Genomic DNA, 24,271 nt, shown 5'->3' on the forward strand with positions numbered 1-24,271 from the left:
GTGCTGGGCCCGGCGGGGGCCGGACCGTCATCCGCGAGCGGATCCGGGGCCACGCCTGCACCAGAGGCCGGCGCAGACGCAACGCTGAGGTCGATCCGCAAGAAGCTGGGACGGTAGAGCTCTCCGCCGGACTGCCGGGGGGTCTTTGTGCCCCCCGGCACGTCGGCATCACCCGGCGCGCCGCGTCCCGATCGTCAGGACGCCGGTGACCGGGCCGCCCGCCGACACGGCTGCTGCCGCTGCCGCCAGCGCGAGCAGCGCCGCCGCCATCAGCGGCATTCTGGCCGCCGTCCCGGCTCCCGCACCGCCGGCTGCGGCAGGCCGGGGCACGACCGCGGGAAGGCCACCGGCGGGGTCGGAGGCGGGGTCGGCGGGAGCAGTCATCGCCAGCGTGACGACCCGCGGCAGATCGATGCTGCCCGCTGCTCCGAGGGCGGGAGACTCGGGAGCCGGGGCCACGGTGCCGGACGTCTTGGCCACGATGGCCAGCGCCACGACCACGGGACGCTCCACCGATCCGAGCACCTCGTCGCCTGCCTTCGGGGAGTGGGAGAGGAGCTCCCGGCCCGCCCGGCGCAGCAGCCGGTCGCTGGGCCTGTTCGCGACGGCTCCGCCGGCCACAAAGGTGGTGGACCCGCCGCCGTCGAGGTTGATGGCATCCGCGGTGCCGAGCGCGATCATCAGGTCCGCCGCCTCAGCCAGGCTCATCCCCTCGCTGTAGCCCGGCTGCCGGCCGTCCACGGTGAGCAGCAGGGTGTCGCCGCCGCGGGTCCATCCGACGATGGTCCGCGGGTGCCTGCCCCGGACGAAGTTGTCCGCCACGTCGCCGAAAAAGCGGCGTCCCTCGCGCACCAGGATCGGCGAGCCCCCCACGCTCTCGGACGCAGGAGGGTCGGTTTCGACGCGCAGCAGCGCCTCCCGCCCGGCCGTTCCCGCCTGGACCCGCGTCCACAGGTCGGCAAGGGCGGCCGCGCCCTTGCCGTGACCGGACAGGACGGCCCCGTTGCGCGGGATGGTGCTGTCGCCGGCGGCCCGCAACTCCAGCAGCTTCACGGCCGACGTCTGGCCGGCGCGAATGGCCCCCGCCGGCCGCAGGACCTCGACGACGAGCTCGGTTCCAAAGGCGTTGGTCGCCGTGGAGGGGCCGAAGGAGGGCGTGTAGAGGACGAGCCGGTCGGTCCCGCGCTCGGCGTTGAGGTCCTCGACGGAGACCTGGCGCAGGTCGCTGGACATCAGCGTGCCCTTCCAGGCCAGCGGGCCCGCAGTCAGCGACCCGCCGGGCCCCACGACGAGCTGGCCGTGCGGGATCCCGGGCGACCGGGTCAGTTCGCCCGCGGAGACAACGGCCCCCACGGGGTGGCCGGAGGGGTAGGTGAAGTCCGCGTTCACAGCGGCCAGGCACCGTACACGGGCGCACATGGAGCTCGTCCTTTCAAGCCTCGGCGCCGGACCTCCGATGGTCTCGTTGGACAGGACCGCTCGAAGCGTCACCTCGGCCCCCGGGGACATCCTCGCGATGTTGACGACCTGCGCGGGCTGCGCCCTGACGAGGGTCAGATGCTCCAGACCCGGAGCAAGCTGGCGCCGGGACTGGACGGAGTAGCCCTGGGGCAGCGACTGTGCGGACGCAGCGGGCGCCAAGGCGCCCAGGACGGCCACAACCGCAAGGATGCGAATGGGGCGGTACATCTCACGCGTCGTCTCCTGCCTCGACTCTGGCCGGACGGCCACCCCTGAAACGTCGCCGGCAACCCAGCGGTTCCTGACAAACGGCGCATTCAGGCGGCGGCGTTTGCCCTGGTCAGAGCGGCAGCAGCGCGAGGATCTCCCGCAGGACGTCCTGCTCGGCCCCCGCGGAGCTGACCACCTCGACCCGCTGGCCGGCCTCGCGAAGCAGGCGGATCGATTCGGAATATGAGGCCCGCAGATCCGCTGCCAGATCGGGAGGGTCCCAGCGGTCGACGTGGGTGCGCGACTCCAGCCGCTGCCTTCGCGCCGGCTCGGGCAGGTCCAGAAAGACGGTCACCGCCGGGATGTCCAGGCCCGACGATGCCCGCAGGATCCATTCCCGGTCCACCCCTTGCGCCCCCTGGTAGGCCAGGGTCGACAGCAGGTAACGGTCGCAGACCACGTCCATGCCCCGGGCCAGGGCCGGCCGGACGGTCCTGGTGAGGTGGTCGGCGCGGTCGGCCGTGAAGGCCAGGGCCGCCGCCTGGGGGTCCAGGTCCAGTTCCCCCCGGACGTGGGAGCGCAGGAGCCGCCCGATGGGCCCGTCCGAGGGCTCGGCCGTCAGGTGGACGGGGCGTCCCGCCTGGCGCAGGGCGCCGGACAGCAGGGCCGCCTGGGTCGTGGTGCCGGCCCCGTCGAGGCCTTCCACGACGAGCAGCCGAGGCTTGTGGCTCAGGTCCATGTCAGATAGGCTTTCTTCGACCCGGCTATGCAGTCGGTTCAACTTCGTATGACCACGCAGACTATCGGCCGTACCCTGCGCGTGGAGCGAGAGCGCAAGAGGCTCTCGCTCGAAACCATCTCCCGAGCGACGATGGTTCGCGCCGACTATCTCCAGCTCATAGACGACGACCGCCTCGAACAACTGCCGTCGGGGGCCTACGCCAAGGGGTTTATCCGCGCCTATGCCAACTACCTCGGCATGGATCCCCAGCCGTTTATGCGTGAGTACGACGAGACTTTCTCCGGTGGGCCCGAGCTGTCCGCGGTGGCCCGGGGGCCGGTCCGGGTCCCCCAGCCGGCGCACCCCCGCGCTTGGCGCAATGCTGCGGCGACCGCGGCGGCGGCTCTGGTGATCCTGGGACTGGTAGGAGGGTTCCGTTCCCTGGACGAGCCGGCGAACCCCCCCGGCGAAAGCCTGCGGCCTGCGTCGGCCCAGAGGGCGACCGTCCCCTCGCCGGCCGCCAGCGTTCTCGGAGCGGTGGTGCGGGTTGAGGTGACCGACGGCGAGACCTGGGTGACGGCCGCAGCCGACGGAGAGCAGCTGTTCGACCAGCTGATGGTGCAGGGCGAGAGAAAGACGTTCCACGCCGAGGAGGCGGTCGACCTCGTCGTAGGCAACCCGGAGGCGGTAAAGCTGTATGCCAACGGCGTGGAGCTCGACCCCCCGCTGCAGGACGTCTACAAGGCCACGTTCACCCCCGACACCACCTCGCTGCCTCCCTCCCAGGCGCTCTGACGGGCCCACGAGGCCCTACTGTTTGTCCATGACCCGCCGCGTGTTCATCCGCACCCTCGGCTGCCCCAAGAACGAGGCCGACTCGGAGCACCTGCGCGGAATGCTCGAGCGATCCGGCTACAAGACCGTCTCGGACCCCGCGCGCGCCGACGTCGTCATCGTGAACACGTGCTCGTTCATCGAGGCTTCTCGACGCGAGTCCGTCGACGCGATCCTCGACGAGGCGGCTCGCAGGCGCGACGGGCAGGCACTGGTGGTGGCCGGATGCCTCGTGGAACGGTACGGCGAGAAGATGGCCGACGAGCTGCCGGAGGTCGACGCCTTTATGAGCCTGGGCTCCTACGGCAGGACCGTGCAGGTCGTGGACGACGCGCTGCGCGGTGTGAAGCAGCGGTGCTTCGACCCCGGCAAGGTCCCGCTCGAGCTCGACCGGCCCGCCGTCCCGGAGGGGGCCACAGCCTTTCTGAAGATCTCCGAGGGCTGCGACCGTGTCTGCACCTTCTGCGCGATCCCCGCGATCCGCGGGCCACACCGCTCGCGGCGTCCCGAGGCGATCGAGGAGGAGTTGAGGTGGCTCGCGTCCTGCGGGGTGAAAGAGGTCATCCTGGTCGGGCAGGACATGTCCCTGTACGGCCGGGACCTCTCCGGACGCTGGATGCTCCCGGCCCTCCTGCGGCGGCTGGGGCAGGTCGAAGGCATCCGCTGGATGCGGATGCTGTATCAGTACCCGCGTTTCGTGGACGACCGGCTGCTTCAGGCCATGGCGGACACTCCTTCGGCCGTCGCCTACCTCGACCTGTCCCTGCAGCACGCATCCGGGCGCCTGCTAAGGCGCATGAAGAGATGGGGTGACGCCGACCGCTTTCTGGCGATGATCGGCAGAATCCGGGAAGTCCTGCCCGACGCGGTCCTGCGGTCGGCGTTCATCGTGGGCTTCCCGGGCGAGACCGAGCGCGACGTCGAGGAGCTCGCGGCCTTTATGCAGGAGGCTCGGATCGACTGGGCCGGCTTCTTCTCCTATTCTCGCGAGGAGGGCACGGAGGCGGGGGCTTTCAGGCGGGGGCTCGTCCCGCGTGCCGTCGCCAACCGCAGGTCGGAGTCTTTAACGGCGCTCCAGTCCGAGATCGCCGAGGCAAAGCGGGCTCAGCTCGTGGGCCGTCGGGTGGAGGTGCTCGTCGAGGACCGTTCGGGCACGATGGTCACCGGACGCACATGGCGCGAGGCGCCGGAAGTGGACGGCGTCGTCACCGTACGCGCCGCCCGCGCCGCGCGCAGGGGCGACTTCATAGAGGCGACAGTCACTGAGACCGACGGCGTGGACCTTGTGGCTTCCGCGGGTGAGCGACGGGCTGTGGCCCTGCCGGTGCGGACGGCGGCGTCCTCTCGGTGACCCTGCAGGCTGACCCGCGGAGGGTACGGAGGCTGAACCTGGCCAACGCCTTCACCTTCCTGCGCGTGGGTTTGGTGCCGGTGTTCGCATGGCTGCTGCTGGTGAGGGAGCCGCCCCTTCCGGTCCTGGCAGCGGTGGTGTTTGCGGTCGCGGCGGCGACCGACGGCCTCGACGGGTACGTGGCCAGGCGACTGGACCTTGTGACGGGGCTGGGCCAGTTTCTGGACCCTCTCGCGGACAAGCTGCTCGTGGGCACCGCCCTGGGCGCTCTGGCCGTCGCCGGCCGGATCCCCTGGGGTGCCGCCCTGGTCATCCTGTTTCGCGAGGTGGCCGTGTCCGTTCTGCGTGTGGTGCTCGCCCGCAGGGGGCGGTCGCTGCCGGCCTCGTCGATGGGCAAGGCCAAGACCGTCCTGCAGATCATCGCCGTCGTGGCGTTGACGGCCCTTCCGCGCCAGCACCGCCTTTCGGTGGGGCTGCTGGCGCTGGCGGTCGGGGTGACGGTGATCTCGGGCTGCCAGTACTTCGCGGATGCGCGCGGTGGCCGGGCGGGAGTCCCCTGGAGCTGACGGCGCCGCCGGTAGGGTGATGCGGTGACGGCGGTCATCGTGTGCATCGGCGACGAGCTGCTCTCGGGCGTGGTCGTGAACTCCAACGCGGCGATGATCGGAGACCTCCTGTCGCGCCGCGGCGTCCGGGTCGTGCGTGAGGTGTCCGTCGGAGACGACGAGGACGCCATAGTCGAGGTCCTTTCCTCAGCGGCCGCGGCCGCGTCCACGGTCGTGGTGACGGGGGGCCTGGGGCCTACCGACGACGACCGCACCAGACACGCCCTGGCGCGGCTGACGGGCGCAGCGCTGGTGCGCGACGAGCCGGCCGTGACCGCGCTGCGGGAGCGGTTCGCGCGCTGGGGCCGGGAGATGCCGGACTCGAACCTGCGCCAGGCGGACATGCCCGCCGGCGCGACGGCCATACCCAATCCCATAGGGACGGCCCCGGGCATCCGCATTGAGCGGCAGGACTGCGTCCTGTACGCCATACCGGGGGTCCCGCGCGAGGCGAGACGGATGATGGACGAACAGGTCCTTCCCGACCTCTACTCCCGGGGGGTCGTGGGGGAAGCCGTGCGGACCCTGGAGATCTCCTGCGTGGGGATACCCGAGGCGGAGCTGGGCGAGCGGCTGGCCGACCTCGCCGCCTCACCCAATCCCGCACTCGCCTTTCTGCCTTCCGGCGGTCAGGTCAGGCTGCGGTTCGTAGCGCGGGGATCCGCTGCGGACGAGCTGGCCAAGCTGCTCGCGGAGGCCGAGGCCACCGTCCGGCAGCGATGCGGCTCGGCGGTGTTCGGAACGGACGGGCAGACGCTGGAGGCGGTCGTCGGACTGCTGCTGGCCGGCGCCGGACTGACCGTCGCCACGGCTGAGTCCTGCACCGCCGGACTGGTGGCGTCGCGACTGGCGTCGGTCCCCGGAGCGTCGGCATACCTGCGCGGGGGCCTTGTGGCCTATCACGAGGAGGTCAAGGCGCACGGGCTGGGAGTGTCGCGGTCCCTGATCGAGGCGGCCGGCCCCGTGTCCGGAGAGGTCGCGCTGGAGATGGCCCGCGGAGCCCGCTACGCCCTCGGAGCCGACCTCGGACTGTCCGTGACCTGTTCCGCGGGTCCGGAGCCGCAGGGAGGTGCAGAGGTCGGGACCACATTCCTGGCTGTTTCCGGGGCGACGGGGGCCGGGGTCGTGCGGGGTCTCCGGCTGCCCGGCGAGCGCCAGCAGGTGTGCGAGCTCGCGGCGACGTTCGCCCTGGACCTGCTGAGACTTCACCTGCTCGGGGAGCGACCTCGATGAATGGTTCGCGCCGGAGGACCGGCCGGTGAGGCTGTTCGTCGCTGTGGACCCTCCGGGCGATATCAAGTCGGCCTTGGAGCGCGACGTCGTCGGTCCGCTGCGACAGGAGCTCCCGGCGGCGAGATGGACGCGCAGCGACGGCCGGCACCTGACCCTGAAGTTCCTGGGGGAGGTGGACGACTCGCGGGTCGCAGAGGTGGCGGGGGCGGTGCGAGACGCGGCCCGGCGCCACACTCCGTTCGATGCCGCCTTCGACAGGATCGGGGGGTTCCCCAACCTCAGGCGACCGAGGGTGGTCTGGGTGGGCATCGGACCGGGGGCCGAGCCCATGTCGGCTCTTGCGGCATCGGTGGAGGAGGGACTGGAGGACCTCGGGTTCGAGCCGGAAGGACGTCCGTTCAGGCCGCACCTGACACTGGCCCGGTTCAAGGTCCCCGACCGTGTCTCGGAGCTGCCGGACATCGCTGTCCCGTCGGACACCTTTACCGTGCGGGGGGTGGTGCTGTTCAGGTCGCAGCTTCGACGTGAGGGGACGGCGTACACGCCCCTGGATGAGCTCCCGCTGGGGGAGTGAACGCTAGGCCTACTCGGGGCAGTACCAGCGGTAGGGAATCCCTCCAGGGAGTCGAGCGCTTCCCGTCGTCCTTTCCCACCTCTTGGCCGGAGTGTCCAGCCAGCGGTAGAGCACGGCCATCCCATACAGGTTCAGGCTGGTGAGGCAGTGGATGGTGGTGCGTTCGCCACCGTCGCCCGCGGCCGATCCGTCGCCGTAGACGAACGCCGCGGGGCTGTTCATGAGGTCGAAGCCCAGCACCGGGTCCCACGTGGTGGTGTGTCCGAGGCCGAAGGTGTGGCCGAACTCGTGCATCGTCACCATCTCGAGGTCTGCCAGCTCGGGGAAGTCGTAGGCGACCTGTCCTGCGCGTGGCGAGGACCCGAAGAGGCTGAGGGCGATGTAACGCCCGGAGTAGCGGACGTGTCTGCCGGCGCCGATGTTGTCCAGAAGCCCCTGGGTCCAGTCGTCGGTGTCGGTGGCGACGCCCCTGAAGGCGGGACCGGCGGCGACGTAGCCGATGATGACCTCGTAACCGGCCGGGTCGACGGGGCTCACCCCGTCGAAGACCTCGATCTCGACCTCGATGTCGCGCAGGTAGTCGTACTGCGGGTAGTCCCTCGCGAACTCGGCCATCGCGGTCTTCCAGCGACGCATGCCGCGAAGCGTTGCGTCGATGTAATCGGTGACCGTGGGTCCGAGGGGATTGCCCAGATCGCCGTGGCTCGGCGGTACGAGCAGCACGCGGGTCTGCGCCGTGGGAAGCGAGCCTCCGAAGATGAAGTCGATCGGCGCGGACTGCGTGCCCTCGCAGTTCATAAAGCAGAAGCTGTAGGTGCCGAGCGCGAACCGCTGAGTCCGGAGGTGGAGGCGGTACTCGCCCTCGACCACGGCCCGGTGGACGGCGAGGCGCAACTTTGCGGGTTCGCCCGTAAAGGCGGTCGCCGCCGCGGCGCCCTGGCCGAACACGGCGGCTCCCGTGTCGACCGGGACACCGTTGGGGTCAAGGACCGTGATCGGATCGGTCGTGCGGGCCGGGGTTTCGATCAGGACCGAGACCGAAGCCCCCGCGGGTAGGAAGAACCGGTAGAAGTCGTCGTTGTCCCCGCCGGTGGTGTCCAGGGTTCCCGAGTACCGCCCGCTGGTGGGGACCAATGTCGCGGAGGCGAAGGAGTTGCCGGCGTCCGTCCCGGAACCCGCGTCGTTCTGTGACGCGGCCGCCGGTGTGGCGGACAGAACGGAGGCGATGGACAGGACGGCGACCAGGACGGATACGGCGCGGCGAGGCATGGGGTTTGTCATGACCGGAGTCTTCTCCGGCACCGTCCGCATTCCTGCACCAGCGTCTCGATGCGCTGAGAGCCGAGCGGCGGTCAGGAGTCCAGCGTGCGCCAGCGGACGATCCGGACCGGGACGTTGAACCACCGCATGTCCGTGGGCGTCCGGACCGTGGCGACGCCCCCCAGGTTCGGGTCCGCTGAGATCCACCGGTTGCCGTCCACGTAGGCAAGAGCATGTACGCCGTCGCGGGTGACCGCGAAGTCCCCGGGCAGCAGGCGGTCCGTGGCGACCGAGTTCAAGCTTGCGGCCTCCATGACCACTCTCGTCTGTCCGAGGTGCCCCTGCGCGAGGGCGCGGGCCGAGGCGTCGTTCCACCAGATCGAGGCGGCGCGACGGACCAGTCCGCCGTCGAGGGTCCGGATCCCGCGTCGCAGGGCCGCCCGCAGCAGGCCCTGACGGACCAGCCCCGAGCAGTCGACGCCCGTGCGGGCCTCGCCGCCCCACACGTAGCGCACCCCCTCAAAGGACTGCATCTGTTCGACCGAGGAAGCCCTCAGCGTGGACACCCGCGCCTCCCGCGCGGGAAGGGCCAGGAGGACGACCGGGACGATCAAGGCGGCTGCGGACGCCGCCCGGATGGTCCGCGACCGGGGCCATAGCACCAGCGGTGCCACCATGGCCCCCGCAAGAGCGAGGAGCTGGGCGCCCCGGATCGGGCGGCTGCTGATCGGGTGCCAGAACAGGGCTGCCGTCGCCACCAGGCTAAGGACCCAGCCGCCCAGGACCAACGGCCGACACGGCAGCGAGCGAGGCGCAGGGGGTTCGATCAGATTTTCCTCCGGGAGCGGCTGGGGTGACTGATCCTCGCATGCGACCGGCCGGAGCGGGCATCAGATCCTGGAGCCGAACACGCGTTCGTGCTAGCTTGCCTGTCGTCGGCGGTGGATACGGTGCCTCGCACAACCTTTCCACACCGCTTCCCCAGGCAAACGGCAAGGAGGCTGGACAAGAAATGGACAAAGACAAGTCTCTGGAGACGGCGCTGAGTCAGATCGAGCGCCAGTTCGGCAAGGGTGCAGTGATGAGACTGGGCGACCACGCCCAGCGGCTTACGGTGGAGTCGATCCCCACCGGCTCGATGGGCCTGGACATAGCTCTGGGTGTTGGCGGGCTGCCCCGCGGGCGGATCATCGAGCTTTTCGGCCCGGAGAGCTCCGGCAAGACAACCGTGGCCCTCCAGGTGATAGCGGAGGCCCAGAAGCTGGGCGACGTGGCGGCTTTCGTCGACGCGGAGCACGCTCTGGACCCTGCGTACGCGCGCAACATCGGGGTCGATATCGACTCGCTTCTGGTCTCCCAGCCGGACACCGGAGAGCAGGCGCTGGAGATAGCGGACATGCTCATCCGGTCCGGTGCCGTCGGCGTCCTGGTGGTGGACTCGGTGGCCGCCCTGGTTCCGCGGGCCGAGATAGAAGGCGAGATGGGTGACACCCATGTCGGGCTGCAGGCGAGGCTGATGTCGCAGGCGATGCGGAAGCTGACGGCCTCTGTGTCCAAGTCGTCCACGTGCGTGATCTTCATCAACCAGATCCGGGAGAAGGTCGGTGTCATGTTCGGCTCCCCGGAGGTCACCCCCGGGGGCCGGGCGCTGAAGTTCTACTCGTCGGTTCGGCTGGACGTCCGCCGGATCGAGTCCCTCAAGGACGGAGCGGACTTCATCGGCAACAGGGTCAGGGCCAAGGTCGTTAAGAACAAGTGCGCCCCGCCGTTCAAGACCTGCGAGTTCGACATCATCTTCGGCAAGGGGATCTCCAAGGAGGGGTCACTGCTGGACGTGGCCGTCGAGCGTGGCATCGTGAAGAAGTCGGGTGCCTGGTTCACTTTCGAGGGCGAGCAGCTGGGACAGGGCCGGGAGAACGCCAAGGTGTTCCTCGGCGACAATTCCGACATCGCCCGCGGGATCGAGGCCCTCATCAAGGCGCAGCTGGCACCGGTCGTCGAGGTCGACCCGGTGATGAACGGCGAGCTGGAGCCGGCTCCCGCCTGACGCCCACCTCAGCAGGCGCCGCAGGTAGATGGCGCGGCGCCTGCTGGATGGCGACCGCATCAAGAGGTGTGCGATGACGCCCCTCTGGTCAGGGGAGGCGACCACTGTGAGCATCGCCTTCGACACTCCTGGTGGCTGTTCCTTGCCCGCTTCCTGCGGCTGGCCGTAAGATGTCCGGGAACGCAGGAGCGTTTGTGCGAACCGAACACTCGAAATCACTGAAGCCTCCAAAGGGACAGGTTGAAGACGTGACACCGGACGTAAACACAAAACCCCAGGTCAGCGGGCTAGTGCTGTACCAGGGCCACTCGCCCGTGTAGTCCCGGACCCACCCTGCTTCGAGTCGCACGGCTCTCCTGCGGTCCGCGCGCGATCGCGCGTGCGCAGACCAAGCTAAGGAGGGGACGCGGTGGACATACTCATCGCATCCCTCGTCTGCCTTCTCATAGGAACCGGGCTGGGCGTAGCCCTGAGGAAGTGGTCGACCGGCCGCAGGGTCGAATCGGCTGAAGGGCGCGCCTCGCAGCTTCTCGAACAGGCCGAGCTCAAGGCCCGGGAGCAGACCAGCACCTCGGTCGCCCAGGCACAGAAGCAGAGCGAAGATTTCCGCAGGCAGGTCGAGCGGGAGCTTTCTCTGCTTCGCACAGAGCTCGAGCGGCGGGAAAAGACGGTCACGGGTCTGGAGGGGGCGGTCGAGGCTAGAGCCACGACGCTCGACCGGCGGGAGCAGAAGCAGGAGCAGCGGGAGAGCGAGTTCGCTCAACGGGAACAGGATCTGGAGCGCCAGCGCGACCAGATGACCGGCGCGGCCGAACGGGCCAGAAAGGCGTTGGAGCAGGTCGCGGGGCTGTCCGCGGCAGAGGCCAAGGCCCAGCTGATCAAGCAGATCGAGGACGAGGCCAAGCGGGATGCCCTGTCGATCGTACGTGACTTCGAGACACGCGCCAGGGAGGAGGCGGAGCGCAGGGCTCGCAAGATCGTGGTGACGGCCATTCAGAGGCTCGGCTCCGAGCAGGCTCAGGAGGCGTCCGTGTCCGTCCTGCAGCTTCCGTCGGAGGACATGAAGGGCCGCATCATCGGCCGCGAGGGGCGCAACATCCGCCACTTCGAGCAGGTGACGGGCGTGAACCTGATCATCGACGACACGCCGGAGGCGGTGCTGCTGTCGTGCTTTGACCCGGTGCGCCGCGAGGTGGGACGCCTGACCCTGGAGGCGCTGGTGTCCGACGGTCGTATCCACCCCGCTCGCATCGAGGAGCAGTTCGACCGGGCGAGGGCCCAGGTGGAGGGAGAGATCAAGTCCGCGGGCGAGGACGCGATCCTGGACGTGGGACTGACCAGCGTCAACCCCGAACTGGTCAGGGCGCTCGGACGGCTCAAGTACCGGTACAGCTACGGACAGAACGTGCTGCGCCACTCCATCGAGGCATCCCACGTCGCGGGGATGATCGCCGCGGAGCTGGGTTCGGACGTGAAGCTGGCCAAGCGGTGCACCCTGTTTCACGACATAGGCAAGGCCGTGGCGCACGAGGTCGAGGGTTCACACGCGTTCGTGGGGGCCGAGCTGGCCAGGCGACTGGGGGAGCCGGGGCCGGTGGTCCATGCCATCGAGGCCCACCACGGGGAGATCGAGCCCCGGACCCTGGAGGCGGTCATAGCCCAGGCCGCCGATGCCATCTCCGGGAGCCGTCCCGGGGCGCGGCGGGAGAGCTTTGAGGCCTACGTCAAGCGCCTGCAGCGGCTGGAGGAGATCGCGACCAGCTTTGAAGGCGTGGAGAAGTGCTACGCGATGCAGGCCGGGCGGGAAGTCCGGGTCATGGTGTCCCCGGGCGACGTCGATGACGTGGGGGCCCAGGTGATGGCCAGGGAGATCGCGAAGAAAATCGAGGAGGAACTCCAGTACCCGGGGCAGATCCGGGTGGTCGTCCTCCGGGAGATTCGGTCGGTGGAGTACGCCAGGTAACTGACGGCCTCTTCGATCGGATGACCCCACCGGGCCCGCCCAGCGGCGGGTCCGGTGCGTTTTCGGGGGCGTGGTGGGGCCGGTCCCCGGACTAGACCCCGCCGGCCGCCCGTCGTTCGGCCTCGGCCCTGGAGTCCATCTCGGCCCTGGAGCCCGACTCAGGACTGCTGGCGCTGATCTCAGACTCGGACACCGGGTCAAGCGTCACCGCCGACGCCTCGTCCAGGTTCACCGTGGACTGACGGTCGTGGAGGGCCAGTCGAATGGCCGTCCGGAGCTGGCCTTCGATGAACACCTCCGCGAACGAAGGCACGCAAACCAGCTCGATGCCGTCGGACGCGAGGAATGTGCGGGCTATGGCGACCGCCTTGATGGCCTGGTTGAGGGCTCCGGCGCCGATCGTCTGGAGCTCGGCGGCGCCGGTCTCTCGCACCACGCCGGCGATGGCGCCCGCCGTGGAGTTCGGGTTCGAGTGTGAAGAAACGCGAAAAAGCGTCATCTGGTTGTCCGTCCGCTCGTGTGCACCACCTACTTCTTCGCCCCGGAGCCATTTCCTCTTGCGGTGGCCGTCAAAGCTTGCCGCAGGTCAGGGGGCATATCAACGACCTGACGCAGGACCCCCGACGGCTCTGGGCCCCTGGGCCGTTTGTATGGCTGTCGGCGGGAAGGACCGCCGGGGCAGCGCAACAAGGGGTGCGTTCCTCATACGGGTCCGGCTTGGGGAGTCGGACAAAGGCAGCAGCAAGGAGGAACGGACATGGCAATAGGGTTGAGGGACCCGTCCGTGGAAAGCCCACGCGACGAGGCTATGACCGGGGGCCGCGCGACGCGCGGGTTCTGGACCAAGCGCAAGCGCACGGCGACCTCGCTGATCACGGTGATGGGACTTATCGCCGGGATCGCAGTCGCGTACAAGCTCTTCGAGCGAGCGGTGCCGAACAACGTCGTCCGTGACGCCTCGGCGTTCAGCTACGACATCACCGCAAAGGACCTGGCTGCTCAGGAGACCAACTTCAGGGCCGTCACCGGGACCGGGGACGAGGTCATCTTCCGTCAGACGATGGCTACCGCCAACTGCGGCGCCGCTTCCACGGCGCCCGAGTGCAACGTCGACACCTTCCCTGGTGACGAGCGCAGGACGGACGTCATCATCAAGAACACTCAGGCGCCGGCCCACAAGGCCTCGTGGACGGTCTACGTCAACAACACCCCGACCGACCCGATCCAGGTGCTGAGCTACGACAAGGCCACCAACTCCTACACCCAGGTGCCGGCCACCAACCCCGACTACAACCGCTACCTGAACTTCTGGAAGCTGAGCGTGGACAAGCAGACGCTGTTCAACCTCAGCCCGGCCTCCAGCACACCGTACGAGAACGACCCGGCCAAGGACGGCAGCTACTCGCCGGCCTGCGCCGCTTCGGGGCTCAAGGAGCTCACCCGGCAGAACCCCTGCAACCTCGGCACCATCGAGGGCGCCGGCACGATGGGAAGTTCCATCGGGCCGCTGACGTCGAAGCCGCTGGACGACCGGCAGTACCGGTTCTTCATGGAAGAGGCCGACGACGGCACCGACCAGTCGAAGTTCCAGGGCTGGAGGGTCGTGTTCACCCTGGTCTTCGCGGCCAAGGTGCCCGCCGACGCCGAGACAGGCCGATTCTCGACCATCCCTCAGTAGAAGGACATCAGGGGCAACCACCACCAACCACGAGGGCTGACAACCACAGAGCTACCCCCCAGTAGCCCCTCAACCCCAGAGAACGGCGCCCAATGCCCCGGGCGCCGTTCTCCTTTTCCGCAGAAGTCCCGGCGATAGCATCGGACGTGGCCCACTGGTTGCTCAAGACAGAACCCCACTCCTTTTCCATCGACGACCTGCAGCGGATGGGGGAGTCGCCCTGGGACGGGGTCCGCAGCTACCAGGCCCGCAACAACCTGATGGCGATGAGGCAGGGCGATCTCGCCTTCGTCTACCACTCCAGCTGTGAGGTACCCGGAGTGGCCGGCGTCTGCGAGGTCGTGCGCGAAGCCTACGCCGACCACAGCGCGTGGGACCCGAACTCGCCGTACCACGACCCCCGGTCCTCGCCTGACCGGCCCCGGTGGTTCATGCCCGACGTGCGTTTCGTGTCCCGGCTCCCGAGGCTCGTCTCATTGAGCGAGCTGCGCGCGGTCGACGAGCTGGAGGGGATGGTCCTTCTCCGGCGGGGTTCGCGCTTGTCGGTGCAGCCGGTCAGCGACCGGGAGTGGGACATCGTCCTGGCGCTGGGGTCAAACTAGTCGGATGACCCGGACCTACTACCTGCAGTCCTTCGGCTGCCAGATGAACGAGCACGACTCGGAGCGGATGGCGGGGCTGCTGGAGGTGGCCGGGTACCGCAGGGTCCAGGATGCTGAGGACGCAGACGTCGCCGTGTTCAACACCTGCGCCATCCGCGAGAACGCGGACAACCGCCTCTACGGGCATCTGGGCAAGCTCAAGCCCGTGAAGCAGAAGACGGGGCTGAAAATCGCCGTCGGCGGATGCCTCGCCGAGAAGGACCGTGACGGGATCCGCGACCGCGCTCCCTGGGTCGACGTGGTGTTCGGTACGCGCAACATCGACCGGCTGCCGGCTCTGCTGGCATCGGTGGAGCGGGCCGGAGTTCCCGTGGTCGAACTGGCTGAGGCGTTCGAAATGTTCCCGTCGGCGCTTCCTGCGCGACGTGGGTCCGCCTTTCACGCTTGGGTGGCCATCCAGTACGGGTGCAACAACTCCTGCTCGTTCTGCATCGTGCCCCACGTCCGGGGCCGCGAGGTGTCCAGGCCCCCGGCGGAAGTGGTCGAGGAGGTGCGCCGCCTGGTGGACGACGGGATCACCGAGGTCTCGCTGCTCGGCCAGAACGTCAATTCCTACGGCCGGGACATCGCCGGACGCCCCATCTTCTCGTCGTTGCTGTACTCGCTGGATGAGATCCCCGGCCTCCGGCGCGTCCGATACACGTCTCCTCACCCCAAGGACTTCAAACAGGACACCGCGCGGGCCATGGCCGAGTGCGCCAGCGTCTGCGAGCACCTGCATTTCCCGGTCCAGTCGGGGTCGGACAGCTGTCTGCGGCGCATGAAGCGGGCGTACTCGCGCCGCACCTACCTGGACAAGGTCGCCATGGCCCGCGAGCTGATTCCGGGGCTGGCGATGACCACCGACATCATCGTGGGGTTTCCCGAGGAGACCGAGGACGAGTTCGAGGACACGATGTCGCTCGTGGAAGAGGTCCGGTTCGACTCCGCCTACATGTTCCAGTACTCACCGAGGCCCTTTACGGCCGCCGCCGAATTCGCCGGGCAGGTGCCGAAGGGCGTTGTCCAGAGGCGCTTTGACCGGTTGGTGAGGGCCCAGGAGCGGATCTCCCTTGATAAGAACCGCGAGCTCCTGGGGGTCACTGTCGAGGCGACCGTGGAGCTTGCTGCGTCGAAGACCGATGCCGAGCGTGCCACCGGCAGAACCCGCACCAACAAGCTCATCCACGTGGCAGCGGATGGCCCGGAGCCTGGACAAATGGTGCGGGCGCGGGTGGTGGACGCGCACGCGCACTACCTGGCCGGGACCACGGTCTGACCGCGTTTCGATGGCTGTATCGGCAGTCACCGGCCTCTGCCGCCGGTGAGTCCGAGCAGTTCGCGTCGCAGAAGGAGGCCGAGGACTGGCTGGGGGCCGAGTTCGCGCGCCTGCTGGATAGAGGGGTACTGGCGGTAACGCTGGTTGAGGGCGACGCCGAGCTGTACACGATGAAGCTCACCGAGGAGTAGCGGTGGACGGCCTGATGATGGACACCCAGCTGCTGCTGATCGGGCTGCTGCAGCGCGCGGCGAGGCTGTTCGCAAAGCGGGAGGTGGTCTCCCGTGCGTCCGGTGGCGTTCACCGGTGCAACTACGGCGAGGTTTACGAGCGCAGTGGACGTCTTGCCGCCGCCCTCGCGGCCGCTGGAGTGGGTCCGGGAACGCGGGTCGGCACTTTCGCGTGGAACCACCGGCGCCATCTCGAGGCCTACTTCGCCGTCCCGGGTATGGGCGCCGTATGCCACACGATCAACGTCCGCCTGTTCCCCGAGCAGGTCGCCTGGATCGTGGACCACGCGCACGACGAGGTGGTCCTGCTGGACGAGGACCTGCTTCCGCAATGGCTGATGATCGCGAATTCGCTGACCGCCCCCCGGCTGTACGTGCTGATGGGGGCGGACGGCGAAAGCAGGCCGGAGTCCCGGCTCAAGCTCGCCGAGGCCACGGGGGCCGAGGTCGCCGACTACGAGCGCGAGGTCCAGGCGCACGATCCGGTCATCCGGTGGCCGGAGTTTTCGGAGAGCCGCGCGGCCTTCATGTGCTACACGTCCGGAACGACCGGGGCGCCGAAGGGGGTCGTGTACTCCCACAGGGCGATGTACCTGCACACCCTGGTCCACGGACTGACGGACGTGCACGGCATATCCGAGGCTGACGTGGTCCTGCCGGTCGTCCCGATGTTCCATGCCAACGCGTGGGGCGTCCCGCTGTCGGCGACGATGGCCGGTGCGAAGCAGGTGCTCCCGGGCCCGGCGCCCACGCCTGCGGATGTCGTTCGGCTTATCCGGGACGAAGGGGTCACCATCGCGGCGGGCGTCCCCACTGTGTGGCTGGGGGTCCTGGAGGCGGCGGGCAGCGGAGGACTCGGCTCCCTGCGTCGGATCGCATGCGGCGGGTCCGGCGTTCCGCGCTCGCTCATCGCGGCGTACCGCGACCGGTTCGGAGTCACGATCCAGCAGGGTTACGGCATGACCGAGACGGGCCCGCTCGCCACCCGCGCGCATGTGAAGTCCCATCTGGCGGCCGTGCTGGACGAAGACGGCGTCCTGGACCTGCGGGCCACCCAGGGGACGCTCGTACCGGGGCTGGACATGAAGGTCGTGGACGGCTCGGGGGCCGAAGTCTCGTGGGACGGCTCGACCATGGGCGAGATCTGCCTGCGCGGCCCCTGGATCGCCTCCGGCTACTACCGTGACGAGACCGGCTCGGACAGCTTCCGCGACGGGTGGCTGCACACGGGCGACGTGGCCGTCGTGGACCCGGAAGGCTACGTGCGGATCGTGGACCGGATCAAGGACCTGGTGAAGTCCGGCGGCGAGTGGATTTCTTCGGTGGACCTCGAGAACCGGATCATGGCCCATCCGAAGGTCGCGGAGGCGGCGGTGATCGGAGTTCCCGACCCCAAGTGGCAGGAGCGTCCGGTAGCCATAGTGGTGCCGCGTCCGGGGGAGTCGCCGACCGCGGAGGAGATTCTGGGCCACCTGGGGGAGTCGGTCGCGAAGTGGCAGCTTCCGGACCGGGTGGAGTTCGTGGAGGAGATCCCGAAGACCAGCGTGGGCAAGTTCGACAAGAAGGCTCTGCGCGAGAAGCTGACGGGGTCCTAGTCGCGGGCGGGAATTGCCTCGTCCCAGGGGTCGGGCCGGCCGATCGGGACGCTGTAGATTCCGCCACTCCTGTGAAGCAGGCCCTCGTCGATCAGGTACCGGCGCAGGGCGGCGTGGTCCGGGTGGAATTGATTCAGGATCCTGTTGACCTCGGCCTCCGAGTAGGCCCTGCCGGTGCGGAAGCCCTTCGCGAGACGGCGCAGGACGAGCCTGCGTTTGGTCAGGTTCGCCGGAATCTCCCGCAGCCGGTCCCCTTCAAAGAACCGCGCGAGGACGAGCCCGTCGTCGCCGCCGTCCTCCGTGCCCAGGATCGCGCCATCCTTGCGCAGGACCCGCGAGGCCTCGCGGAAGATCTCCTTCGTAAGGCGGCTTGTCCCCTGTTCCAGCGAGGTCAGCATCCCGACAAGCGTTTCGTGGTGGGGGGCCCTGCGCAGGACCTCGTCCAGCACGATGCGATGACGTATGGGCTCCGGAAGTGCCCACAGGGCCTCTAGCTCCTCCAGGCGTCGGCCGTGGTGGTGGGACCACGTCACTAGCCCGTGGGGGGCGGGTTGCCGGCGACCTGATGAAGTTCCCGGACCCGGGGGGTTCGCCCACGTCACCACCTGGGGCGCCGTCGATCGGGCCCCCTGTGGGACAGAGCGCCGGAGACCCTGCCGGCGCGGGTTCTCCTCGTCTGTGCCCAGTAGCGAGACGAGGTCGACTCCTCCGCGGCTCCACGTCGCGGCCACGAGCACGCAGTAGGGCGCGTCGGCCCCCAGCGCCAGCGCCGTCAGCTCCGCAGTCTCGTCATGGTCGGGGGCCAGCAGCCGGCCCTCGGCCCAGACGATGGTGTGGGCCGAGGATCCGCAGGAGACAGCAGCACTGACTTCGGGGCGAGTCTCCTTCAATGTGACGCGACCGGTGCCCAGTGCTTCACGGCGAGGTGACGTTCAGCTCCCTGCCGGCCAGCCCAGAGGAGAAGTTCGCATACGCAGAGTCACACGGGGACTGGCAGGGTCCCGAGGCGCTGAAGGGACGGTCGGCCGCGATTCCCCTCACGCCGTAGCCATACCGCTCGATGCCGTAGGTGAAGTCCCCGGAGGCCGCCACGGCGCCACTTGGATCGGCGTATGCGTTCGGCAGCCCCTCGTTGTCAACGTTTGAGTACTTGGGCCGGGAGATCTCCAGGCTGAAGGCATGGGCCTGCTGCTGAGTGTCGATGAGGGTCACGTCCAGCGAGACCGAGTTGCCGACCGGGTCGGCGACCATCGCGGTCGCCGCAAGCGTCTGCTTGGCAAAGAGGGACTCGGTCCCCGAGCAGCATGGGCTCGACACGAAATCGATCATCCGCCCGTACTCCAGGGTCACCGCGTCCACAGTGCCCGGCGAGGAAAGCGAGCCGCCGGTGTGACGGGACACCCTCAGCTCGATGTAGCGCGACCCCTGCGGCACGGGCGAGTAGATGGTCAGGTTCAGATACTGCCTGTACCCGGCCGTCCCTGAGGACGTACTCGCGCCTGCAGGCGCCGTCCCCGCCAGAACTGCCAGAAGAGACGCGACAGACACGAAGACTCTCTTCACGATTCCCCCCAGACTCGGCCCCCGTTCCTGCCAGTTCTATTCGCTCGCGGAGCGGTCAAGTCCTGCCTCGGGCGGCGAGGGGCTACTCCGGAAGGCTCTCCTCCGGGATCTCCTGGCGTTTGGGGTTGTCCATGTCCCGCGGCGACAGGATCGGGTCCGCAAGCGGCCACGGGATGCCCGCGTCGGGGTCGTCCCAGGCCAGCCCGTTTTCGTCCGACGGGTCGTAGTAGCGGTCGACGAGATAGGTGAGGGTCGCGTCCGTCAGGGCCTGGAAGCCGTGGGCCACCCCGGGCGGGATGTACACGCCGAGCTCGGCCCCCTCTCCGATCTCAAACCACTGGCTGGCCCCCCGGGTGCCGGAGGATCTCCTCAGGTCGTGCATCGCCACGAGGATCCGTCCGAACGGCGCGTACCAGTAGTCCGCCTGGTGGCGGTGAAAATGCAGTCCCCTCAGCACGCCGCGGCGGGAGTCGGAACGGTTGCCCTGGACGAGCGGGGGCCGGCCCTCGAACCACTCCTGGCGGAACGTCTCCATGAACCGTCCGCGCTCGTCGGAGCGGCCCTGGAGGTCCACGATCAGGACGCCGTCGATCAGGTCGCTTCGCTTCAGATTCGCCACGCCCCTATTCTTACTGTTCGACCGGAACCATTCGCGCCAAGGGGGCCTGGTGGGGCTTACATACGGATGCGTCGTACCCCACTCGCCGAACCTCGTCCCAGAGGTGTCGCCACGGGCGGCCAAGGCAGCTCAGACGCGCGAGGCGATGAGCGAGCTCGGAATGCTCATTGGCTTGCGCGGCCCCCGCACCTGCGTGGTCGTGTCTCCGCACAGCCCGTTTCTCGCCGAGGCATTCGGTGTCTGGGACGCGGGACGGCTGCAGGGGTCGATGGAGAGGTTCCAGGCGCCCGACGTGACCGTGGAGGTGCAGGTGGACTCCGAGCTCGCGGAGGCCATCGTGGACGTCACTTCCAGGATGGGGCTTCCCGTGGGCCGGATGGACGGCGACTGGCAGCTGGACAGGGGGATCACCGTTCCTTCGCTGTACCTCCTGAAGTCAGACGAGATCCAGGTAGTTCCGGTGTCCCTTTCGATGGCGGGCTGGGAGGAGCACTGGCTGTTCGGCACCGCGATCGCAAAGGCGGCCGCGATGGTCAGGGGCGACGTGATGATCCTTGCCTCGGCCAACTTCTCGCACCGGGTCGTTCCCGACTCGCCGCACGGATACTCGCCGAGGGCCAGGGAGTTCGATGCCCGGGTGCGCGATGCGGTCGCCCGGGGCCGGCTCAACGACCTGCTGGATATCCCGACGGAGATGGTGCGGGACGCATCCGAGTGCGGGTTTGTCCCGATGCTGGTGATGGGAGGGGCGTTCGACGGGCGGACGGTGACGGGGCGCGTGCTGTCCTACGAGGCCCCCTTCGGCATCGGCTACCTCGTCGGGGAGGTCACGCTGGCCGAGGGCGAGCATGAGCCACAGCACGCCTCAGTGGGGGCCGAGGCCACCCAGGAGGCATCCGCCGCCCCGCAGGGGTGGTGAGGGGAACCCTCGGGCAGCGGCCGCCGCTCGCGGCGCTGGTCGGTCCCACCGCATCGGGCAAGTCGCGCATGGCCCTGGAGGTCGCGCTCGAACTGCGATCGACGGGCGTTGAGCCCGAGATCGTCTCGTGCGACTCCATGGGCGTGTACCGGGGGCTGGACATCGCGGCGGACAAGCCTTCCACTTCGGATCGGCGGCTTGTTCCGCACCACATGTTCGATGTCGTCCATGCCTCGGCCGACTACACCGCCGTCGCCTACCGGCAGGCGGCGCGAGACGCGATAGCCGGCATTCACGCGCGAGGCGGGCTTCCCATGCTCGTCGGCGGCTCCGGGCTGTGGTTCCGGGCGGTCGTGGACCACTTGGAATTCGCTCCCACCGACCCGGCCTTGAGGTCGTCGCTGGAGCGTCAGGACCCTCACGAGCTTCACAATCGGTTGTCGCTGGCCGATCCCGAGTCGGCGGCCCGGATCGATCCACGCAACCGCAGGCGGGTGGTCAGGGCGGTGGAGATCCTGGAACTCACCGGCCGTCCCCCCAGCGAGCTGCGCGGCGCATGGGAGCGCCGCGAGGGACCGTATTCGGTGATGGTCGCGGGCCTGACGTGGTCGCGGGAGGAGCTGTTGGAGCGGGCCGGCCGCAGAATCGGCGAGGAGCTGGAGGCTGGGCTTCTCGAAGAGGTTCGCGCCGCACTGGACGCAGGGATCTCACGGACGGCCAGACAGGCGCTGGGCGTCAAGGAGATGCTCGAGCACCTCGAGTCGGGCCTGCCGCTGGAACAGGCGCGGGACCTTCTGGTCCGCAACACCAGAAGCTTCATCAGGAGGCAGCTGTCCTGGTTCCGCGCCGACCCCCGGATCGAGTGGGTCGACGCGTCGGAGGTGGGTTGGGAGTCGGCCCGCCGGCGAATCGTAGAGCTGATTGCGCGGGCAGCACCGGGGGAGGGGTCAGATCCGGCTGCCCACCCTGCGGCCCGCTGACCGCCGGAGCCGCTGGCGCCTGGTGCGAGCGTGCAGCCTCTGTCGTGCGGCCATCGGGCGCGTACGCGACCCGGCCCAGTCGCTGGTCCTCGCGGCGTCGCGCTGCCGCCTCGAGATCTCGGCCCCCGCGCGCAGGGCCGCGTCGGCCGACCGGCCCAGGGCCCACAGCACGCTTCTGCCCAGCCACATCACTGCGGATCCGGCGGTGCCCGGCCCGCGCCGCATGACCAGAGGACGGCTGAACCCGCGGCTGACGACGAGCGGGTACAGGCCCATGGCCGTGAGTGCCACACCGGCCGTCAGGAGCCACCCGGACGCCTGGCCCGGGCGAAACCCAAGCCGTCCTCTGGCGAGCGCGACAAGAAGGATCGGAACCACCAGCCCCCCTGTCGCCCAGTGGGACACCCGCCTCCATCGCTCGCGCCCGGAGATCCGCCGCGCTCGCGACGAAGGATGCCGGCCCCGCGCCGCCTCCGGTTCCGTCCACACCTGAAGCTCGGTGGTGTGGACCACGAACCGGACGGTGCCAGACGCCGTCCCCCACCGGGCCGGCAGGTCGATGGCATATCGCCGGTGCTCGGCGAGCAGGCTGGTGTCGAGGCGAACGCGGACCCGGGCCCTGCGCGAGGAGCGGGCGATGACCTCGACGCCTACGGCCGGTCCAGCCCCGGGGGCCGGAGCGACGGAGGGTCCCGAGTCCTGAGCAACGGAGGACTCGAAGGCGAAGATCGCGACGACGGGTTCGCCCGGCGTTACGTCCGCCACCTCCACGACTTCCGGGACGACGCGCAGGGGCACCGGTGGCGGCGGAGTCTTCGCGGCCGCGGGGGGGGATGCAGGGGGTCCGGACGGGGTCCTTCGCAGGTCCAGGTCGTAGACGGCTCGTTTGGTGGGATCCGACAGCGTGTCGCGCGCTTCGTTCAGAAGCGACATGAGCTGCCCGGCTGCTGCAAGTACTGCGGGAGACGATGACGACAGTCGGTCTGGGTGGCAGACCTGGGCGCGCAGCCTGTACGCGGCGGCTATCTCGTCGGGTGGGGCGTCGCTGCGGACGCCGAGCAGCCGGTAGTGGTCGAGAGGCGGGAGGCCGGACACCGCGCTAGGACGACCATGGCAGGCGCTGCCACGGAAGATGCGAAAGCGCCCAGACGACCCCGGCCGCGAGCGCGGGCGAGGCGACCGCGGTCGCAAGCCACCTGCGCGTGAAGCTCAGGGGGAGCACCGCCTGAAGGATGTCCGCCACCACGAGGCTGAGCAGGGCCCAGCCGAGCGGTCCGAGGAGGTGGGGGCCGAGGACCCAGGTCCCGGCCCCCGTGGCCGCCCAGGTCGCCGCCCAAACGACGGCCGCCACTGGGGTCAGCAGAGCCCAGGGGATCCAGCCGAGCCACCGGACGGGATCGGATGCCGGCAGGCCCAGGACGCCCAGCAGGAGGCCGATCCCGGCGGCGCACCCGAGCTCCGCCCAGGGGCTTGTGTGGGACAGGGGAAAACCCCACAGCCACGGCCCGCCGTCGAAGTCCAGCCTGGTGCGGCTGGTGCCGGCAGGAAATCCGGTAGCGGGAATCACGCGCTCGCCGAGCATGTTCGTCTAGTGGCGCCAGCGGTCGAGGATGAACCACTCCCCGGACCGCCCGTCCGGGGAGATCACTCCGATCAGGCACGGATCCGGCATCACGATCGCCCGTGACGTGGCGGCTGAGGCCAAGGCCGGCGCGGATACGATCGCCGAGGCCACTCGACCCGCGGCGCCCGCCAGTGCACCGGCCGCCCTGCCGGCACCCGTGGCGGCGGACCGCCCGGCCGTGACGGCGGCCGCGGACCCGGCCTTGGCGGCATGCAGGGTCACCAGGCGCCCTACGGCGGCCGAGGCGGGTTCCGGCACCTCGTCGGCGAGGTAGTAGCGGTCGAAGACCCCGCCTTCGGTGTCCCATGCCGCCTTGACGCGGGCGGCCCGTTCGGGCAGTTCGATTCCGTGGAAGCCCTCCAGGGGGTAGATCCTCCAGGCCAGTCGGCGCTGCTGGTGCAAAACGGGATGGTCCAGCAGCGGACCTCGCCCGGCCCGCTCCATGCGCAGGCCCCGCCGGCGCGCGGCCGCCTTGGCGCGCGCAACCCGGTCCCCCTGGACCGCGGCCAGGAACAGCATCCGGACGTGCTCGGCCCTGCGCAGGCGGCCCGATGCGACCGCCTTCTCGAGCCGCCCCAGAAGGACGTGAGCCCGGCGACGGTTGGCTTCGTGAAACCAGGTGCGGGTGACGAGGTCCTGCTCCGCGATCAGGACCGACGACGAAATGGCGGCGTCGGCGCCCTCCAGGTCCCTCTCGAGATTCATCTGCGAGATCGACACCAGATCTGCCTCTGGGGCGTCCAGCCGTATCTGGTCGCGGCCCGCCCTCCCACGCAGCTGCACCGGCCTACGCATCGCCGACATCGAATCCTCCTGCCTCAGAAGTTCACAAAGGATGACAAATAAAGCACCAGACACACCGGGACACAAGGCTCTGATGCCCC

General features: G+C 69.2%; 23 protein-coding genes and 1 pseudogene. 13 read left to right on the forward strand and 11 right to left on the reverse strand.

What is annotated here, in order from left to right:
* Positions 1 to 168 precede the first annotated feature (168 nt).
* Together VNE62_01745 and tmk are read right to left on the reverse strand one after the other, a co-directional pair.
* A complete protein-coding gene (locus VNE62_01745; protein ID HVE91012.1) occupies positions 169 to 1,731 on the reverse strand; it encodes a phosphodiester glycosidase family protein in 1,563 nt (520 codons plus the stop codon).
* Positions 1,732 to 1,801: 70 nt separating this feature from the next.
* Positions 1,802 to 2,410 (reverse strand): dTMP kinase, encoded by a 609-nt coding sequence (tmk, locus tag VNE62_01750; protein ID HVE91013.1) that lies wholly within the window; start codon positions 2,408 to 2,410, stop codon positions 1,802 to 1,804.
* A 48-nt stretch (positions 2,411 to 2,458) separates the two neighbouring features.
* On the opposite strand from tmk, the gene VNE62_01755 reads away from it, so the two are divergent.
* Genes VNE62_01755 through thpR form a run of 5 tightly spaced genes read left to right on the forward strand, consistent with a single transcriptional unit; the run spans position 2,459 to position 6,989 of the window.
* Positions 2,459 to 3,187, forward strand: a complete 729-nt coding sequence (locus VNE62_01755; GenBank protein ID HVE91014.1) for a RodZ domain-containing protein — start codon at positions 2,459 to 2,461, stop codon at positions 3,185 to 3,187.
* 28 nt (positions 3,188 to 3,215) lie between these two features.
* Positions 3,216 to 4,577 carry a 30S ribosomal protein S12 methylthiotransferase RimO gene (gene rimO / locus VNE62_01760; GenBank protein ID HVE91015.1) on the forward strand — a complete coding sequence of 454 codons (1,362 nt, stop codon included), beginning with the start codon at positions 3,216 to 3,218 and terminating at the stop codon, positions 4,575 to 4,577.
* On the forward strand, positions 4,574 to 5,143 hold the full coding sequence (gene pgsA, locus VNE62_01765; protein ID HVE91016.1) for a CDP-diacylglycerol--glycerol-3-phosphate 3-phosphatidyltransferase: 570 nt from the start codon (positions 4,574 to 4,576) through the stop codon (positions 5,141 to 5,143). Before rimO ends, pgsA begins: the two co-directional genes overlap by 4 nt.
* A gap of 24 nt (positions 5,144 to 5,167) precedes the next feature.
* Entirely contained in the window at positions 5,168 to 6,415 is a 1,248-nt protein-coding gene (locus tag VNE62_01770; GenBank protein HVE91017.1) for a CinA family nicotinamide mononucleotide deamidase-related protein, read from the forward strand.
* Positions 6,416 to 6,440: 25 nt separating this feature from the next.
* Entirely contained in the window at positions 6,441 to 6,989 is a 549-nt protein-coding gene (gene thpR / locus VNE62_01775; protein HVE91018.1) for an RNA 2',3'-cyclic phosphodiesterase, read from the forward strand.
* Between the two features lie 9 nt (positions 6,990 to 6,998).
* Here thpR and VNE62_01780 read toward each other — a convergent pair whose 3' ends face one another.
* Together VNE62_01780 and VNE62_01785 are read right to left on the reverse strand one after the other, a co-directional pair.
* Positions 6,999 to 8,270, reverse strand: coding sequence for a hypothetical protein (locus VNE62_01780; protein HVE91019.1), 1,272 nt, complete (start codon positions 8,268 to 8,270; stop codon positions 6,999 to 7,001).
* A gap of 71 nt (positions 8,271 to 8,341) precedes the next feature.
* A complete protein-coding gene (locus VNE62_01785) occupies positions 8,342 to 9,007 on the reverse strand; it encodes an NlpC/P60 family protein (GenBank protein ID HVE91020.1) in 666 nt (221 codons plus the stop codon).
* Between the two features lie 254 nt (positions 9,008 to 9,261).
* On the opposite strand from VNE62_01785, the gene recA reads away from it, so the two are divergent.
* Complete coding sequence (gene recA / locus VNE62_01790) at positions 9,262 to 10,296, forward strand: recombinase RecA (GenBank protein HVE91021.1); 1,035 nt, start codon at positions 9,262 to 9,264, stop codon at positions 10,294 to 10,296.
* A gap of 409 nt (positions 10,297 to 10,705) precedes the next feature.
* Positions 10,706 to 12,259, forward strand: a complete 1,554-nt coding sequence (gene rny / locus VNE62_01795; GenBank protein ID HVE91022.1) for a ribonuclease Y — start codon at positions 10,706 to 10,708, stop codon at positions 12,257 to 12,259.
* A 241-nt stretch (positions 12,260 to 12,500) separates the two neighbouring features.
* Here rny and VNE62_01800 read toward each other — a convergent pair.
* A pseudogene (locus VNE62_01800) lies at positions 12,501 to 12,758 on the reverse strand (stage V sporulation protein S).
* Positions 12,759 to 13,016: 258 nt separating this feature from the next.
* Between VNE62_01800 and VNE62_01805 the strand changes: the two are divergent.
* From VNE62_01805 to VNE62_01820, 4 genes are all read left to right on the forward strand, one after another.
* Positions 13,017 to 13,937, forward strand: coding sequence for a hypothetical protein (locus VNE62_01805; protein ID HVE91023.1), 921 nt, complete (start codon positions 13,017 to 13,019; stop codon positions 13,935 to 13,937).
* 146 nt (positions 13,938 to 14,083) lie between these two features.
* A complete protein-coding gene (locus VNE62_01810) occupies positions 14,084 to 14,539 on the forward strand; it encodes an EVE domain-containing protein (GenBank protein HVE91024.1) in 456 nt (151 codons plus the stop codon).
* 4 nt (positions 14,540 to 14,543) lie between these two features.
* Entirely contained in the window at positions 14,544 to 15,857 is a 1,314-nt protein-coding gene (miaB, locus tag VNE62_01815) for a tRNA (N6-isopentenyl adenosine(37)-C2)-methylthiotransferase MiaB (GenBank protein ID HVE91025.1), read from the forward strand.
* Positions 15,858 to 16,062: 205 nt separating this feature from the next.
* Positions 16,063 to 17,682: a long-chain fatty acid--CoA ligase gene (locus tag VNE62_01820; GenBank protein HVE91026.1), complete on the forward strand. Its 1,620-nt coding sequence runs from the start codon at positions 16,063 to 16,065 to the stop codon at positions 17,680 to 17,682.
* Here the strand turns inward: VNE62_01820 and VNE62_01825 are convergent.
* The 3 genes from VNE62_01825 to VNE62_01835 all read right to left on the reverse strand — a co-directional run bounded on the left by VNE62_01825 (position 17,679) and on the right by VNE62_01835 (position 19,864).
* Positions 17,679 to 18,572, reverse strand: a complete 894-nt coding sequence (locus tag VNE62_01825; GenBank protein HVE91027.1) for a DUF2087 domain-containing protein — start codon at positions 18,570 to 18,572, stop codon at positions 17,679 to 17,681. The two genes, VNE62_01820 and VNE62_01825, sit on opposite strands and share 4 nt — an antisense overlap.
* Before the next feature lie 25 nt (positions 18,573 to 18,597).
* The gene (locus VNE62_01830) at positions 18,598 to 19,245 is read right to left on the reverse strand and encodes a hypothetical protein (GenBank protein HVE91028.1); all 648 of its coding nucleotides are present in this window, start codon (positions 19,243 to 19,245) and stop codon (positions 18,598 to 18,600) included.
* 82 nt (positions 19,246 to 19,327) lie between these two features.
* Complete coding sequence (locus VNE62_01835) at positions 19,328 to 19,864, reverse strand: dTDP-4-dehydrorhamnose 3,5-epimerase family protein (GenBank protein HVE91029.1); 537 nt, start codon at positions 19,862 to 19,864, stop codon at positions 19,328 to 19,330.
* Positions 19,865 to 19,913: 49 nt separating this feature from the next.
* On the opposite strand from VNE62_01835, the gene amrB reads away from it, so the two are divergent.
* Positions 19,914 to 20,783, forward strand: coding sequence for an AmmeMemoRadiSam system protein B (amrB, locus tag VNE62_01840; GenBank protein ID HVE91030.1), 870 nt, complete (start codon positions 19,914 to 19,916; stop codon positions 20,781 to 20,783).
* A complete protein-coding gene (gene miaA, locus VNE62_01845; GenBank protein ID HVE91031.1) occupies positions 20,780 to 21,763 on the forward strand; it encodes a tRNA (adenosine(37)-N6)-dimethylallyltransferase MiaA in 984 nt (327 codons plus the stop codon). Before amrB ends, miaA begins: the two co-directional genes overlap by 4 nt.
* Here the strand turns inward: miaA and VNE62_01850 are convergent.
* The 3 genes from VNE62_01850 to VNE62_01860 are packed head-to-tail and all read right to left on the reverse strand — an operon-like array spanning position 21,731 to position 24,191.
* Positions 21,731 to 22,858: a J domain-containing protein gene (locus VNE62_01850; GenBank protein HVE91032.1), complete on the reverse strand. Its 1,128-nt coding sequence runs from the start codon at positions 22,856 to 22,858 to the stop codon at positions 21,731 to 21,733. The two genes, miaA and VNE62_01850, sit on opposite strands and share 33 nt — an antisense overlap.
* A 4-nt stretch (positions 22,859 to 22,862) precedes the next feature.
* Entirely contained in the window at positions 22,863 to 23,345 is a 483-nt protein-coding gene (locus tag VNE62_01855; protein ID HVE91033.1) for a hypothetical protein, read from the reverse strand.
* A gap of 6 nt (positions 23,346 to 23,351) precedes the next feature.
* Complete coding sequence (locus VNE62_01860) at positions 23,352 to 24,191, reverse strand: hypothetical protein (protein ID HVE91034.1); 840 nt, start codon at positions 24,189 to 24,191, stop codon at positions 23,352 to 23,354.
* Positions 24,192 to 24,271: the final 80 nt, after the last annotated feature.

The organism is Actinomycetota bacterium (assembly GCA_035536535.1).
Taxonomy (GTDB): Bacteria; Actinomycetota; JAICYB01; order JAICYB01; family JAICYB01; genus DATLNZ01.